General features: G+C 68.7%; 15 protein-coding genes. 8 read left to right on the top strand and 7 right to left on the bottom strand.

Annotation, left to right across the window (positions count from 1 at the left end; all coding sequences use genetic code 11):
• Nucleotides 1-2: 2 nt before the first annotated feature.
• From zwf to ACPCHZ_RS23285, 8 genes are all read left to right on the top strand, one after another.
• Nucleotides 3-1,550 (top strand): glucose-6-phosphate dehydrogenase, encoded by a 1,548-nt coding sequence (zwf, locus tag ACPCHZ_RS23320; protein ID WP_423486929.1) that lies wholly within the window; start codon nucleotides 3-5, stop codon nucleotides 1,548-1,550.
• Complete coding sequence (opcA, locus tag ACPCHZ_RS23315) at nucleotides 1,547-2,458, top strand: glucose-6-phosphate dehydrogenase assembly protein OpcA (RefSeq protein ID WP_364979798.1); 912 nt, start codon at nucleotides 1,547-1,549, stop codon at nucleotides 2,456-2,458. The genes zwf and opcA overlap by 4 nt, the downstream gene beginning before the upstream one ends.
• Nucleotides 2,455-3,186 (top strand): 6-phosphogluconolactonase, encoded by a 732-nt coding sequence (pgl, locus tag ACPCHZ_RS23310; RefSeq protein ID WP_423486928.1) that lies wholly within the window; start codon nucleotides 2,455-2,457, stop codon nucleotides 3,184-3,186. The genes opcA and pgl overlap by 4 nt, the downstream gene beginning before the upstream one ends.
• 176 nt (nucleotides 3,187-3,362) lie before the next feature.
• On the top strand, nucleotides 3,363-3,737 hold the full coding sequence (locus ACPCHZ_RS23305) for an ATPase (RefSeq protein ID WP_423486927.1): 375 nt from the start codon (nucleotides 3,363-3,365) through the stop codon (nucleotides 3,735-3,737).
• A gap of 13 nt (nucleotides 3,738-3,750) precedes the next feature.
• On the top strand, nucleotides 3,751-5,061 hold the full coding sequence (locus tag ACPCHZ_RS23300) for a cytochrome (RefSeq protein ID WP_423486926.1): 1,311 nt from the start codon (nucleotides 3,751-3,753) through the stop codon (nucleotides 5,059-5,061).
• Complete coding sequence (gene nthA / locus ACPCHZ_RS23295) at nucleotides 5,058-5,675, top strand: nitrile hydratase subunit alpha (protein WP_423486925.1); 618 nt, start codon at nucleotides 5,058-5,060, stop codon at nucleotides 5,673-5,675. Before ACPCHZ_RS23300 ends, nthA begins: the two co-directional genes overlap by 4 nt.
• On the top strand, nucleotides 5,675-6,325 hold the full coding sequence (nthB, locus tag ACPCHZ_RS23290; RefSeq protein WP_423486924.1) for a nitrile hydratase subunit beta: 651 nt from the start codon (nucleotides 5,675-5,677) through the stop codon (nucleotides 6,323-6,325). Before nthA ends, nthB begins: the two co-directional genes overlap by 1 nt.
• A 1-nt stretch (nucleotide 6,326) precedes the next feature.
• Nucleotides 6,327-6,656 carry a nitrile hydratase accessory protein gene (locus ACPCHZ_RS23285; RefSeq protein ID WP_423486923.1) on the top strand — a complete coding sequence of 110 codons (330 nt, stop codon included), beginning with the start codon at nucleotides 6,327-6,329 and terminating at the stop codon, nucleotides 6,654-6,656.
• A 24-nt stretch (nucleotides 6,657-6,680) separates the two neighbouring features.
• Here the strand turns inward: ACPCHZ_RS23285 and ppc are convergent, their stop codons facing one another.
• From ppc to ACPCHZ_RS23250, 7 genes are all read right to left on the bottom strand, one after another.
• On the bottom strand, nucleotides 6,681-9,485 hold the full coding sequence (gene ppc / locus ACPCHZ_RS23280; protein ID WP_423486922.1) for a phosphoenolpyruvate carboxylase: 2,805 nt from the start codon (nucleotides 9,483-9,485) through the stop codon (nucleotides 6,681-6,683).
• A gap of 74 nt (nucleotides 9,486-9,559) precedes the next feature.
• Nucleotides 9,560-9,793 (bottom strand): preprotein translocase subunit SecG, encoded by a 234-nt coding sequence (gene secG, locus ACPCHZ_RS23275; RefSeq protein WP_423486921.1) that lies wholly within the window; start codon nucleotides 9,791-9,793, stop codon nucleotides 9,560-9,562.
• A gap of 45 nt (nucleotides 9,794-9,838) precedes the next feature.
• Nucleotides 9,839-10,624: a triose-phosphate isomerase gene (gene tpiA, locus ACPCHZ_RS23270; RefSeq protein WP_423486920.1), complete on the bottom strand. Its 786-nt coding sequence runs from the start codon at nucleotides 10,622-10,624 to the stop codon at nucleotides 9,839-9,841.
• Complete coding sequence (locus ACPCHZ_RS23265) at nucleotides 10,621-11,841, bottom strand: phosphoglycerate kinase (protein WP_423486919.1); 1,221 nt, start codon at nucleotides 11,839-11,841, stop codon at nucleotides 10,621-10,623. Before ACPCHZ_RS23265 ends, tpiA begins: the two co-directional genes overlap by 4 nt.
• Before the next feature lie 5 nt (nucleotides 11,842-11,846).
• Nucleotides 11,847-12,866 carry a type I glyceraldehyde-3-phosphate dehydrogenase gene (gap, locus tag ACPCHZ_RS23260; RefSeq protein ID WP_423486918.1) on the bottom strand — a complete coding sequence of 340 codons (1,020 nt, stop codon included), beginning with the start codon at nucleotides 12,864-12,866 and terminating at the stop codon, nucleotides 11,847-11,849.
• Nucleotides 12,867-12,945: 79 nt separating this feature from the next.
• The gene (locus ACPCHZ_RS23255) at nucleotides 12,946-13,668 is read right to left on the bottom strand and encodes an ABC transporter substrate-binding protein (protein WP_423486917.1); all 723 of its coding nucleotides are present in this window, start codon (nucleotides 13,666-13,668) and stop codon (nucleotides 12,946-12,948) included.
• A 74-nt stretch (nucleotides 13,669-13,742) separates the two neighbouring features.
• Entirely contained in the window at nucleotides 13,743-14,975 is a 1,233-nt protein-coding gene (locus ACPCHZ_RS23250) for an integrase catalytic domain-containing protein (protein ID WP_423486916.1), read from the bottom strand.
• Between the last annotated feature and the right edge of the window lie 193 nt (nucleotides 14,976-15,168).

Below are 15,168 nucleotides of genomic sequence, written 5' to 3'. Positions count from 1 at the left end.
CCATGAGCGCTGCCGACACCGCCGCCTCCGGGTGGCGTAATCCGCTCAGGGACAAGCGCGACAAGCGGATGCCGCGCATCGCGGGGCCGTGCAGTGTGGTGATCTTCGGCGTGACCGGCGATTTGGCACGCAAGAAGCTGATGCCCGCCATCTACGACCTCGCCAACCGCGGGCTGCTGCCGCCGACGTTCTCGCTGGTCGGTTTCGCACGGAGAGACTGGGCTGACGAGGATTTCAGCAATGTCGTCTACGACGCGGTCAAGCAGCACGCCCGCACCCCCTTCCGGCAGGAGGTCTGGGACAGGCTGGCGGAGGGAATCCGGTTCGTACAGGGCACCTTCGACGACGAGAAGGCCTTCGAGCAGCTCGCGGAGACGCTGAACAAGCTCGACGCCGAGCGTGGGACCGGCGGGAATCACGCGTTCTACCTGTCCATCCCGCCGAAGGCGTTCCCGCAGGTGCTCGAACAGTTGTCGCGGACGGGGCTGGCGAAGAAGACGGACGGCTCCTGGAGCCGGGTGGTGATCGAGAAGCCGTTCGGCCACGACCTGGAGAGCGCCGAGGACCTCAACGCGATCGTCAACAACGTCTTCCCGGAGTCGTCGGTGTTCCGCATCGACCACTACCTGGGCAAGGAGACCGTTCAGAACATCCTCGCACTGCGCTTCGCCAACGAGCTGTTCGAACCGGTCTGGAACGCGCACTACGTGGACAGCGTGCAGATCACCATGGCCGAGGACATCGGGCTCGGCGGCCGCGGCGGCTACTACGACGGTGTGGGCGCCGCGCGTGACGTCATCCAGAACCACCTGCTGCAGCTGCTGGCGCTGACGGCGATGGAGGAGCCGGTGAGCTTCAACCCGGCCGAGCTGCAGACCGAGAAGATCAAGGTGCTGTCCGCGACCCGGCTGGCCGAGCCGCTGGACGAGACCACCTCGCGGGGGCAGTACACCGCAGGCTGGCAGGGCGGGCAGAAGGTGGTCGGGCTGCTCGACGAGGAGGGCTTCTCGAAGACCTCGACCACCGAGACGTTCGCCGCGATCACCGTGGACGTCGACACGCGGCGCTGGGCCGGTGTGCCGTTCTACCTGCGTACCGGAAAACGGTTGGGACGCAGGGTCACCGAGATCGCACTGGTCTTCAAGCGGGCGCCGCACCTGCCGTTCGACGCCACCATGACCGAGGAACTCGGCCAGAACGCACTGGTGATCCGCGTCCAGCCGGACGAGGGCATCACCCTGCGGTTCGGCTCGAAGGTGCCCGGCAACCAGATGGAAGTCCGCGACGTGAGCATGGACTTCTCCTACGGGTCGGCGTTCGCCGAGGAGTCGCCGGAGGCCTACGAACGGCTGATCCTCGACGTGCTGCTCGGCGAGCCGTCGCTGTTCCCGGTCAACCACGAGGTCGAACTGGCCTGGAAGATCCTGGATCCCGCGTTGGAGTACTGGGCCTCCCACGGCAAGCCTGACCCGTACGAGTCCGGTGGCTGGGGGCCGGATTCGGCGTTCGAGATGCTGCGCCGCACCGGCCGCGAATGGAGAAGGCCATGATCGTCGACCTGCCGGACAGCACCACCGATGTCATCAACAAGAAGATCGTCGCGCTGCGCGAAGAGGGCGGTGCGATCACCCTGGGCCGCGTCCTCACGCTGGTCATCGCCCCGGCGACGGACGCGCTGCTCGAGGAGTCGATCGAGGCGGCCAACGCGGCCAGTCGCGAACACCCCTGCCGGGTGATCGTCGTCGCGCCCGGCGATCGGCTGGCCGAGAACGCCCGGCTGGACGCCCAGCTTCGCGTCGGCCGCGACGCGGGCGCCAACGAGGTGGTGGTGCTGAAGCTGTCGGGCCCACTGGCCAATCACGCCAGCAGCGTGGTGATGCCGTTCCTGCTGCCCGACACACCCGTCGTCACCTGGTGGCCGGACGTGGCACCCGAGTTTCCCGCGCAGGATCCGCTGGGCAAGCTGGCGCTGCGCCGGATCACCGACGCCACCAACGGCACCGATCCGCTGGCCTCGATCAAGGGCCGGCTGAAGGGCTACACCCCGGGCGACACCGACCTGGCGTGGAGCCGGATCACCTACTGGCGTGCGCTGCTGACCTCGGCGGTGGACCAGGCGCCGCACGAGAAGATCAACTCGGCGCTGGTGTCCGGCCTGGAGACCGAGCCCGCGCTCGACGTGCTGGCCGGCTGGCTGGCCAGCCGCATCGACGGCCCGGTGCAGCGCGCCGTCGGCGAGCTCAAGGTGGAACTGGTCCGCGACAGCGAGACCATCACGCTGAGCCGCCCGCAGGAGGGTGTCACCGCGAAGATCACCCGCACCGCCAAGCCGGAGGCCCTGGTTCCGTTGGCGCGCAGGGAGACCCGTGAATGCTTGGCAGAGGACATGCGTCGCCTCGATGCCGACGAGATCTACTTCGAGGCGCTGCAGGGGATCGAGAAGGTGCAATACGTATGAGCTCCATCGTCGAGAGGTACTCGGACAAGGACGAACTGGTCGCCGCGGCCGGTGACCGGCTCGCCGAGGCGATCAACGCCGCGGTCGCGGCACGCGGCGTCGCGTCGGTCGTGCTGACCGGTGGCGGTACCGGTGTGGCGATGCTCAAGAGGGTCGGTGAACACGACATCGACTGGGCGAAGGTGCATCTCTACTGGGGTGACGAACGCTACGTCGCCGCCGACGACGACGAGCGCAACGACAAGCAGGCGCGTGAGGCACTCCTCGACCACGTCGACATCCCGGCCGCCAACGTGCACGCGATGGCCGCCCTCGACGGCGAGTACGGCGACGACCTCGACGCCGCCGCGCTGGCCTATGAACTGGTCCTGGCCGCCAACGCCGAATCCGGCGAGCCGACACCGGCTTTCGACGTGCATCTGCTCGGGATGGGCCCGGAGGCGCACATCAATTCGCTGTTCCCCGACACCCCGGCGGTACGCGAGGCCACCCGCCTGGTGGTCGGGGTGACCGACTCCCCCAAGCCGCCACCCCGGCGCATCACGCTGACGCTGCCCGCGATCACCCGGTCGCGCGAGGTGTGGCTGGTGGTGTCGGGCGCGGAGAAGGCCGATGCCGTCGCGGCCGCGGTGAACGGCGCCAGCCCGACCGCAGTGCCCGCTGCGGGCGCTGTGGGACGCGACGCCACCGTGTGGCTGCTCGACGAGGACGCGGCGAGCAAGCTCTAGTCGTCCCTGCCGGTGTCGGCCTGCGCGTCGGCGTATCCGGAGAGGTAGTCCGAGCTGTGCCCGGCGCCGTCGGGGCCTCTCGGCGATCGCGGTAGGTTCTCGCACGGACTGCGTTGCATGCATGTCAGACGCCGGGTTCGCCGCCCCGGTTCCCCGTGGGGGCCATAATGACCGTCATGGTGGACAAGAGCGGTAGGGTTCCGGCACGCAAGGGCACCGAGCGAATCCGCAAGCTCGCCCAGGCCGCACTGAACGCCGATGTGACCGTCGACCAGGTGGACACCATCCTGGACGGCCTGAGCGAGACGCTGATCGACCTGAACAAGTCCACGGCCAACCTCGACGACACGTTGGAACGCTTCAACGAGACGATCAGCCGGATCAACGAGTTGGCGCCGCGCCTGATCGCGGTCGTCGACCGGTTGGAGGGCATCGTCGATCGGGTCGAACGCATCGTCGGTCTCGGCGAGGCGGTGTTCTCCCCGCTCGCGAGGACCGAGGACGCGGTCCGCGGCGCCGTCAACGCCGTCCGGCGCAGCACCGGCCTGTAGTGCGCATCCGCCGATGAGGGCCGGTCCCGAACCGGCGCCGCCGACGGCGGTGGGAACGGGACTGCCCTGGGACGTCCCCGTCGAGGACGCGGTCGCGGCGATCGCCGCCGCCCGGCAGCGCCACGGCGACGAGTTCGTGGTCGAGAGCGGCACCGACCGCTACCTGTTCACCTTCTCCCCCGGCGGTGTCGACGCCTTCTACCGGCTTCCCGAGGAGCGCGCCAGCAAGGGGGTGGCCGACTTCCTGATGCTGCGGCGCAAACTGCCCGAGGAGATCTTCGACGGGCGCCGAACGCTTCCCGGCGCGCTGTTCCGCCGCGATGATGTGGCGTCGTACCTGGCCAACCTGGAAGAGGCGCTGGACCTGACCGTCGCCGAACTCGGCACCGCCGGATCGGTCGATGTCTTCGGCCTCGCCAGGCGGCTCGCACACCGGATGGGTCTGGCCTCGTGGGCCGGGCCGGGTGCGGCCGACGGGCCGACCTTCGAGCGACTGGTTCGCGCATTCGACACGCTCGACGGCGCCGAGGCCTTCGTGCACCCGGACCGGATGGCCGCGGTGGCCGCGTCGGGCGGCGCGGCGGAGCGGGCCGCGCTGGCCGACATCGTCGACGTCGTCGCCGCGCGGGTTCGCGTCGAGGACCACGGGCTGTTCAGCCGGATCGCCGCCGAATGGGCCGGCGCGGAACCCGGGATCGCCTCGCGCGGGATCGCCTACGACGTCGCGCTGATCCACGTCGCATCGATGTCGAATCTGGCCGCGGCGCTGGGCTGGACACTGGTGGACCTGCTCGCCCATCCTGCCGAGGCCGCCCGGGTGCGGGCCGGCGATCAGGATCTGGCGCGGCGGGCCGCGCTGGAGAGCACCCGGCTGGCGCAACGGTCGATCATGTCGCGCGCTGTGCTGGCGCCCGTCGACCTGGCCACCGGCGAGGTCACCTACCGGGTGCCGCCCGGCTGGACCATCGCCACACTGCTGCCATTGCTCAACACCTCGGCCGCGCCGGGTCTGCAGCGCTGGGACCCCGATCGCTGGACCGGCCACCGGCTGGCGGGGCACGCCGGCCTCGCCGCGCCGGTCCTCGTCACGGCCTTCGGACACGGCAGGCACACCTGCCCGGCACAGTCGTTCTCGCTGGCGGCGATGACGACGGCGGCTACCCGGTTGCTCATCGAGTTCGATCTGACCCCGCGGTGGAGTGGGCATCCGCGGCCGGTCCAGGCGCAGATCGGCGGAGTCGCCCGGGCCGCCGAACCGTGCCCGGCAAACTACGTGCGGATCGAACCCGCCGGGCGGGCTACCGAGGTTACTGTTGCGCCATGAGCGGAGACGGCCCGGACCATCACGGGTCACTACCGGAGATCGAGGTGCGCGTACGTGCACTCGAATCGATCCTCGTCGAGAAGGGTTACGTCGAGGAAGCCGCGCTCGACCGGATCATCGAAGCCCATGAAACGGCCATCGGCCCGCACATCGGGGCGCGAGCAGTCGCGCGGGCGTGGGTCGATCCCGACTACCGGCAGGCACTTCTGGACGACGCCTCCGCGGCGATCGCCCCCTACGCCCACGGCGGCAGGGTCGGCGGTCAGCTGATCGCGGTCGAGAACTCCGCACAGGTGCACAACATGGTGGTGTGCACGCTGTGCTCCTGCTATCCCTGGGACGTGCTGGGCCTGCCGCCCACCTGGTACAAGTCGAGCGCGTACCGGTCCCGCGCGGTCAAGGAGCCGCGGGCGGTGCTGGCCGACTTCGGCGTGAGGCTGCCGCCGGAAACGGTTGTGCGGGTGTGGGATTCGACCGCGGAGACCCGCTACATCGTGCTGCCGATGCGGCCCGGCGGCACCGACGGCTGGCCCGAGGAGAAGCTGGCCACACTCGTCGGCCGGGACGCCATGATCGGCACGGGTCTGCCTACGGCTCCCGGCGAGGCGCCCTGATGGACGGCGTGCACGACATGGGCGGCATGGACGGCTTCGGGGCCGTGCGGCCCGAACCGCCGGGCCCGGTGTTCACCCACGAGTGGCAGGGCCGGGTGTTCGCGATGAGCATGGCCATGGGAGCCCGCGGCGTGTGGAACATCGACGTCGGGCGATTCGGCATCGAGACGCTGCCGCCGCGGGTCTACCACGACAGCTCCTACTACGAGCGCTGGTTCCTGCGCCTCGTGGATGTCGCGATGGCCTACGGCCTGGTGGACCCCGACGAGGTCGACGGCCGGCGCGCCGCCGCAGCGACCGATGCCAGAACATTCACCGTCGACGACGTCCCCCGCGTGCTGAAGCGGGGGAACTACGTGCGGCCCGCCACGCGGGACCCCCGCTTCGCGCCGGGCGATCGGGTCCGTGCCCGCAACATCCATCCCCGGTCGCACACGCGGTTGCCCCGCTACGTCAGAGGGCACGTCGGGGTCGTCGAACGCATTCACCAGCCGAATGTGTTCCCCGACAGCGTGGTTCGTGGCGACGGCGAGGACCCGCAGTGGCTGTACACCGTCCGGTTCGAGGGCCGGGACCTGTGGGGTGACGACGCCGAACCGGGTACCGCGGTATCGGTCGACGCGTTCGAACCGTATCTGCAGGAGGTCTGACGTGGCCGACGATCCGCACCCGTCGCCGCAGGCCTTCTCGGACCCCTGGGAGGCACGCGCCTTCGCCATGGTGAAGGCACTGCAGGAGGGCGGCGTGCTGACGCGCGAGGAATGGGCGCAGGCCCTGGGTCGGGAGATCCGCCGCGACGGGGAGGCCGACGAGACGGCGGCGTCCTACCGCAGGCACTGGCTCGCGGCCCTCGAACGCGTCGTCCTCGACAAGCGGTTGGCGTCGGGCGAGGCGCTGGTCACCCGCCGCGCGGCGTGGCAGCGGGCGGCGCAGCGCACCCCGCACGGCGAGCCGATCAGGCTCACCGCCGGCGACCACTGACGCGGCTCCGGAGATCGGCCGCTGTCAACCGCTGTTGCGCAGTGCCGTGGCCAGACCGCTCATCGTCAGCAGGATGCCACGCTGCACGAGTTCGTCGTCGTCTCCGGACCGGTACCGCCGCAACAGTTCCACCTGCAGGTGGTTCAGCGGCTCCAGGTACGGGAACCGGTTGAACACCGAACGGGCCAGCGACGGGTTGTCGGCGAGCAGGTCATCGTGTCCGGTGATCAGACTCAGCATCCGGATGGTCCGGTCGTGCTCGGCGACGATCTTGTCGAACACCCGCGCCCGCAGCTCGGTGTCCTCGACCAGCTCTGAATACCGGGCTGCGAGGCCGAGATCCGCTTTGGCCAGCACCTGCGCCATGTTCGACAGCACCGTGGCGAAGAACGGCCACCGCCGGTAGAGGTCCTGCAGCACGCCGAGCCGGTCCTGTTCGTGCTCCGGGTCCTCGGTGATGAACTGCTCGAATGCTGATCCGGTGCCGTACCAGCCGGGCAGCATGACCCGGGACTGGCTCCACGCCAGCACCCACGGGATGGCGCGCAGGTCGGAGATGGACGTGGTGGGCTTGCGGGACGCGGGTCTGCTGCCGATGTTGAGCGCCCCGATCTCGCTCACCGGGGTGGACGCCTTGAAGTAGTCGACGAATCCCGGTGTCTCGTGGACGAGTTCGGAGTAGGCCCGCTGTGCGCGGGCGGCCAGATCGTCGAGCACGTCGTAGGCGGGCTCGGCGGCGTCGCCGAGCCCCTCGACGTCGAGCAGTGTCGACTCCAGCGTCGCGGCGACCAGGGTCTCGAGATTGCGGTGCGCGATCCGGGGTTCGGCGTACTTGGCCGCGATCACCTCACCCTGTTCGGTGATGCGCAGGGACCCGTTGACCGCGCCCGGTGGCTGCGCCAGGATCGCGTCGTAGCTGGGGCCGCCGCCCCGGCCGACGGTGCCGCCGCGACCGTGGAAGAGCCTCAACCGGATTCCGGTCTTGCGTGCCGACTCCACCAGGTCGAGTTCCGCGCGGTACAACGCCCAGTTGGCCGCCAGGTAACCGCCGTCCTTGTTGGAGTCGGAGTAGCCGAGCATCACCTCCTGGTGCTCGTCACGCGCAGTCACCACGGCGCGGTACAGCGGCAACTCCAGGGCCGCCTCCAGGATCGACGCGCCGCGCTGCAGGTCGTCGATCGTCTCGAAGAGCGGCACGATGCCCACGGGCGCGTAGGGTTGCGGCCCCGAGACGTCCAGCAGGCCGACCTCTTTGAGCAGCAGCGCGGCCTCCAGCATGTCCGACACCGACTGGCACATCGAGATGATGTAGTTCGGCACCGCCTGCGGGCCGTACACGTGCACCGCCCGCGCGGCCGCCGCCACGATGTCGAGCTCTTTGCGGGCGAGCTCCGAGAGGTCGGCGCCGTCGCGGGTCAGCGGCCTGCGGGTGGCGAGCTCTTCGGCAAGCAGCTCGACGCGCTCCGGCTCCGAGAGCGACGCGTAGTCCTGGTGCACCCCCGCCCAGGCCAGCAGCTCGGCCACCACCTCCTCGTGCACGTCGGAGTTCTGCCGCATGTCCAGGCCGGACAGGTGGAACCCGAAGACGCGCACCGCTTCCCGCAGCCGGGCCAGCCGGTCGTCGGCGAGCACCGCCGAGCCGTTCGACCGCAGCGAGCTGTCGATGACGTCGAGGTCGGCGGAGAATTCGGCGGGCGTGCCGTAGCGCTGCAGCCCGAGATCGAGCTCGTGTTCGGGTTGGCGGTCCAGGATGTCGGCCGCGGTGGCGGTCAGCCGGCCGTGCACGACGCGCAGCGCACGACGGTACGGCTCGTCGGCGCGGGCGGCCTCGTGGCACGAGTCGGCCAGCGCGGCGAGCTCGTCGGTGAGCCCGACCAGCCGGGCCGACATCGACAGTTCCTGCTCGAGCGCGGTGAGTTCGGTGAAGTAGTGCGCCAGCGCGGTGTACGCGGCCCTCGACGTCGCCAACCGGACCACCTCGGCGGTGACGTTGGGATTGCCGTCACGGTCACCACCGATCCACGAACCGGGCCGCAGGATCGGTTCGGCCAGCAGCTCCGCGTCCGGCCAGCGGGCCTGCAGCGCGGTCCGCACCTCGGCGTTGACCTGCGGGATGACGTCGAAGAACGCCGACGCGTAGTACCGCAGCCCGGTCTCGATCTCGTCCTGGATCTTCAGCCGCGACAACCGGATGAGCGCGGTCTGCCACAGCGTGAGGATGTGGCGGCGCAATTCCTGCTCGACGTCCCTGCCGGTGTCGGTGACGGTGTGGCCGTGCAGGCGCAGCCGCATCAGCTCGGTGATGCGGTGCTGGGTGTCGAACACCGTGCGCCGCCGGGTCTCCGTCGGATGCGCCGTGATCACCGGGGCGACGAGGGCGCCGCTCAGTGCGTCGGCGACGGTGGCGGAGTCCAGTTCGGCCGCATCGAGTTTGAGGTAGGTGGCGGCCAGGCTGCTGTTCTGGGGCGGTTCGCCGGCCGCGACGTGGACCGCGCGCCTGCGTTCGCGGTGGATGTCCTCGGCCACGTTGGCGAGCAGGGCGAAGTGGGTGAAGGCGCGGATGACGGGGATCGCCCGCCGCACGTCGATGCCGTCGAACAGGCCGGCCAGCTCCGCCCGGTCGATCTCGGAGCGGCGGACCTGGAACGAGCCGACACGGGCGCGCTCGACCAGGTCGAAGACGTCCTCGCCGTTCTGCTCGCGCACCGTGTCCCCCAGCAGCGTGCCGAGCAGCCGGATGTCCTCGCGCATCGGTTCGGTGGCCTCGCGGCCACCCTGGGTGCGCCGCACGGACCCGATCGGGGCGAGCGCGGTGTCGGACTCACTCATCGGTCCAGTATCGGTCGCCGGTACCGGCGCCGCATGGTGAGAGCCGGTCACGCGACCGGCGTCACCCCGGCCGGCTAGGCGTACTTGATCTGCAGGCCGACGCCGACGATCGACACCAGCCAGATGCCGACGACGAAGAGCGTCAGCCGGTCGAGGTTCTTCTCGACGACGGTGGAGCCGGACAGGCTGGACTGCACGCCGCCACCGAACAGGGTGGACAGTCCGCCGCCCTTGGCGCGATGCAGCAGCACCAGGAGCACGACCAGCAGGCTGGTCACGATCAGGATGATCTGCAGGGCCATTTCCATGGCGGCAAGACTACAGGTCGCCGCCGGTCAGTCGCGAATTGCCCGTCAGTGCAGCGGGCCGCCCGCGGCGATCGCCGACAGCGTGGCGAACTGCTCGCCGTCCAGCGATGCCCCGCCGACCAGCGCGCCGTCCACGTCGGCCTGCCCGACGATCTCGCCGACGTTCTTGGCGTTCACCGAGCCGCCGTAGAGCACCCGGACGCCCGCGGCCACCTGCGGCGACGACAGACTGCCCAGTTCGTCGCGGATGGCCTTGCAGACCTCCTGCGCATCGGCGGCGCTGGCCACCCTGCCGGTGCCGATCGCCCACACCGGTTCGTAGGCGATGACCGCCTGGCCGATCTGCTCGGACGTCAGCCCGGCCAGCGAACCGCGCAGCTGTTCGACGTTGTGGGCGACGTGGTTGCCCGCTTCACGGACGTCCAGGTGCTCGCCGATGCAGATGATCGGGGTGATGCCGTGCCGGAACGCCGCCGACGCCTTCGCCGCGACCAGCGCGTCGTCCTCGTGGTGGTAGGTGCGCCGCTCGGAATGCCCGACCACCGCATAGCTGCAGCCCAGCTTGGCCAGGAAGGCACCGCTGATCTCGCCGGTGTACGCCCCGGAGTCGTGCTGGGAGACGTCCTGCGCGCCGTAGGTGAGGCGCAGCTTGTCGCCGTCGACCAGGGTCTGCACGCTGCGCAGGTCGGTGAACGGCGGGATGACGGTGACGTCGACCTTGTCGAAGTACTTGTCGGGCAATGAGAACGCGATCTTCTGCACCAGGGCGATGGCCTCGAAGTGATTGAGGTTCATCTTCCAGTTGCCCGCGATGAGCGGCTTACGGCTCACTGACCACCCTCCAGAACCTCGATGCCCGGCAACGTCTTGCCCTCCAGATACTCCAGAGACGCGCCGCCGCCCGTGGAGATATGGGAGAACCCGTCCTCGGCCAGGCCCAGCTGCCGTACGGCCGCCGCGCTGTCACCGCCGCCGACGACGCTGAACGCGCCCTTGCCGGTGGCCCCGATGATCGCTTCGGCGACACCCTTGGTGCCCGCCGAGAACGCCGGGAACTCGAACACGCCCATCGGCCCGTTCCAGAAGATGGTCCTGGCGTTCGACAGCAGCGCGGTGAACCGCTTCACCGACTCGGGGCCGATGTCCAGCCCCATCTTGCCGTCCGGGATCTTGTCGGCGGCAACGGTTTCCGCCGGCGAATCGGCGGCGAACTTCTCCGCGACGACGATGTCGACCGGCAGGTGGATGACGTCGGCGTAGGTGTCGAGCAGTGTGCGGCAGGTGTCGATCATGCTCTCCTCGAGCAGCGAGTCGCCCACGTTGACGCCCTGGGAGGCGAGGAACGTGAAGCACATGCCGCCGCCGATCACCAGGCTGTCGGCCTTGGTGGCCAGCGACTCGATCACCGCGAGCTTGTCCGACACCTTCGACCCGCCCAGCACCACCGCGTAGGGACGGTCGGTGGAACTGGTGAGCTGCTCGAGCACCTTCACCTCGGTGGCCACCAGGTTGCCCGCGTAGTGCGGCAGCAGCGTCGCGACGTCGTACACCGAGGCCTGCTTGCGGTGCACCACGCCGAAGCCGTCGGAGACGAAGGCGCCGTCGTCGCCGACCAGTTCGACGAGTGCCTTGGCGAGCTTGGCCCGCTCCGCGTCGTCCTTGCTCGTCTCCCGCTTGTCGAAGCGGATGTTCTCCAGCAGCAGCACGTCGCCGTCGGTGAGTCCCTCGGACCGTGCGAGCGCGTCCGAGCCGACCACGTCGCCGGCCAGCTGGACGTGCCTGCCCAGCTGGTCGCTGAGCGCCTTGGCCACCGGCGCCAGCGAGTACTTCGGATCCGGGCCGTCTTTCGGCCGGCCGAGGTGAGCGGTGACGACGACCTTGGCGCCCGCGTCGGACAGCGCCTTGAGCGTGGACACCGACGCGGTGATGCGGCCCGGGTCGGTGATGTTGCCGTCATCGTCGAGCGGGACGTTGAGGTCGGAGCGCACCAGGACGCCTCGACCCTCGACGCCGTCGTTCAGCAGATCGTCGAGCGTTCTGACGGCCATCGCGACTAGAGCGACTTGCCGACGAGCGCGACCAGATCGACGAGGCGGTTGGAGTAGCCCCACTCGTTGTCGTACCAGGACACGACCTTCGCCTGGTTGTCGATGACCTTGGTCAGGCCCGAGTCGAACAGCGAGCTGTGCGGATCGGTGACGATGTCGCTGGACACGATCGGAGCGTCGTAGTACTTGAGGATGCCCTTGAGCGGTCCGTCGGCGGCGGCCTTGAACGCGGCGTTGATCTCGTCGACAGTGCCCGGCTTGCTCAGCTCCGCCGTGAGGTCGGTGACCGAGCCGGTGGGGATCGGCACTCGCAGCGCGTAGCCGTCGAGCTTGCCCTTGAGCTCGGGCAGCACCAGGCCGATCGCCTTCGCGGCGCCGGTCGAGGTGGGCACGATGTTGATGGCGGCGGCGCGGGCCCGGCGCAGGTCCTTGTGCGGACCGTCCTGCAGGTTCTGGTCCTGGGTGTAGGCGTGAATCGTCGTCATCAGGCCCTTGACGATGCCGAACTCGTCGTTGAGGACCTTGGCCAGCGGGCCGAGGCAGTTCGTGGTGCACGACGCGTTGGAGATGATGTTCTGGCTGCCGTCGTACTTGTCGTCGTTGACGCCGAGCACGATGGTGATGTCCTCGTCGCTGGCCGGCGCCGAGATGATGACCTTCTTGGCGCCCGCGTCCAGGTGGCCCTGCGCCTTGTCACGGGCGGTGAAGATGCCGGTCGATTCGACGACGACGTCGACACCGAGGTCGCCCCACGGCAGGGCCGACGGGCCCTCCTTGATGGACAGACCCTTGAGCTTGTGTCCGCCGACGATGATCTCTTCGCCGTCGACCTCGACGTCGTAGGGCAGCCGGCCGAGGATCGAATCGAACTTCAGCAGGTGCGCGAGCGTGGCGTTGTCGGTGAGGTCGTTGACGGCCACGATCTCGATGTCGGTGTTCTTGCCCTCGTGCTTCTGGGCGTCCAGCGCGCGGAAGAAGTTTCGCCCGATGCGGCCGAAGCCGTTGACGCCTACCCGGATGGTCACGTGGTTCTCCTCTTGATCGCCTCTGGTGTGGTACTCGAAGGCCAGCCTAATGGGGCGGCCGATGGGCCGCGCGGGCTGGTCAGTGCAGCGCCAGGCGCTGGTCGGCGTAGGGATTGCCGAGCCATTTGCGGCGGATTCCCTGCAGGGCGCCGTCGGCCTCGAGTTCGGCCTGCGCGACGGTGATCCGGCCGAGGAGCCGCTGGTCGCCGGCGGCGACGGCGATCGCTATGTCCTCGGTGGACAGCCCCTTCTGGACGATCTCGACGCCGCGGACGTCCTTGACCAGTTCGGTGAGGACGGGAGCGAGCTTCATGAAGGCGTCGCAGCCGCCTGTCGTCAGGTCTTCCAGTGCGGCCTTGATGTCGCCGTACTCGTAGCGCTTCACCTCGGCGGCGTGCCCGTCGTCGACGAGGCGCTGGGCGATCGGCTCGCTGGTGTTGCCGTGCTGGACGCCGATGGTCAGGCCGGCGAGGTCGTCGACGGAACGCACCCGGGGCAGCCGTGAGGTGTCGACCGCCAGGGCCTGCCCGCTGATCAGGTAGGGCGGCGCAAAGGCGGCCCTGGCCTCGCGCTCCGATGTGACCGTCGTGCCCGCGGCGACGCAGTCGTAATCTTCGCCGAGCCCGTCGAAGATGCCGTCGAAATCGGCACCGTCATACCCGACGAACTCGACCGTGTCGCCGAGGCGCTCGGCGACCGCGGTCATCAGGTCGATGTCGAGGCCCGCCGGATGACCGCTGTCACCGCGCATGCCGTTGAAGGGTGGATCGGGAAAGGCCACGCCGACCCGCAAGATGCCCATGCCGCCACGGTAACGAACTGCCGCAACGCGGTCTGTCCACAGATTCGTCGGCAGGGGCATCCTGTTGCCTCACGTCAAGATGCGCGCGAAGGCGTATTCGTTGCCTCATGTGATCGTGCGCGTTTGTTGACCTGAGCTTGGTTTGTGGGTCCAGCTTTGCTGGTGGTCAATGTCAGCAGCTGGCCGGTCAGGGCTTGTATTCTGCGCTGGGTGGCGGCGGGGTTGATCAGGGAGTAGGCGCGTGTCAGCGTGAGGATGCTCTCGACGGTCGTGGTGGGATGGTCGATTGCGCGATGAAACGGAGTGGTGGCGGTGTCGTGCTTCTTTGACACTGAGGCGCCGTGGCGGACCTTGGATATGAGCTTCTGCTGCGGGTGAAAGTAGTTGGTGAGCTTGGACTGCAGCTGCCAGATCTCGTTGAGCAGCAACAGCTCCGCGGGGGTGTCATAGCGGTGGTAGCCGACCACGGTGCGGACCACTGCCCAGTTCTTCTGTTCGACGTGGCAGCCGTCGTTTTTATTGCCCGGCCGCGCCCGGGTAAAGGTGATGTGGTGGCGTTCGCACCATTGCAGCAAGGCGGTGTTGATGAATTCCGATCCGTTGTCTGAGTCGACCCCAAGCACCGGGAACGGTAGGTAGTAGGCGACGTCGTTGAGGGCGCGAAGAACGCCTTTGGCTGCTTTGCTGGGAATCGAGCGGTTCTCGGTCCAGCCGGTGGCGATGTCGGTGACCGTCAGCGTGAACGCGAATGCACCTGACGGGTTGCCGCCGTCGTGGGAGACCAGGTCGATTTCGACGAATCCGGGTTGAGCATCGTTCCAGTCGGCCCAGGTGCGCACCGGAATCTGACTCTTCAACAGCGATCCCGGCTTGGTGGTGCAGCGTCCCTTGAGCTGATATTTGGCTCGTTTACTGGCCAGGCGCCGATCGATTGTGGCAGCCGACATCGACACCAGCAGTTCTGCGGTGTCCTCATCGACACTCAGTTCCCCGAAATGGCGTAAGACCGCGAGTAGTTCGCCCAGCATGGGCGCAAGCCGCTTGCCCGCCGGCATTCCCAGCACCGTCCAGCACATGGTCAGGGCGGCGATGACCTCCGGCCCGTACTTGGGTGGCCGCGGCCTTCTGGGTGCAACCAATCTGGGCTGCAGCGCTGTGGTCAGTGCCTTGCGCGCGTGGTTGCGGTGCCAACCGGTGGTGGCACACAACTCGTCGAGAATGACGCCTTTGGTCCGTTTATCCGCCAACGAGTAGCGCACCGCGATTGTCTCGGTCACTGCCTTGCGTTCGGCCAACGTCAACCCCATCCTCTGGGCTTACGCGCGCAATTTCAATGAGGCAACGAAGCCGCGCCTCGAGGCCTTTCACGCGCATTCGGGATGAGTCAACGCGGGCATCGATGTCATCCTGTTGCCTCATGTCAAGATGCGCGCGTAGGGGGGTTCGTTGCCTCACGTAAGCGTGCGCGCTTGGTGATGGGGGCTGTGGCGTCGGGGCCGG

The organism is Mycobacterium sp. NPDC050041 (assembly GCF_049541695.1).
Taxonomy (GTDB): domain Bacteria; phylum Actinomycetota; class Actinomycetes; order Mycobacteriales; family Mycobacteriaceae; genus Mycobacterium.
Note: the sequence above shows the minus strand (reverse complement) of the source record. Positions and strands in the feature narration are given on the sequence as shown.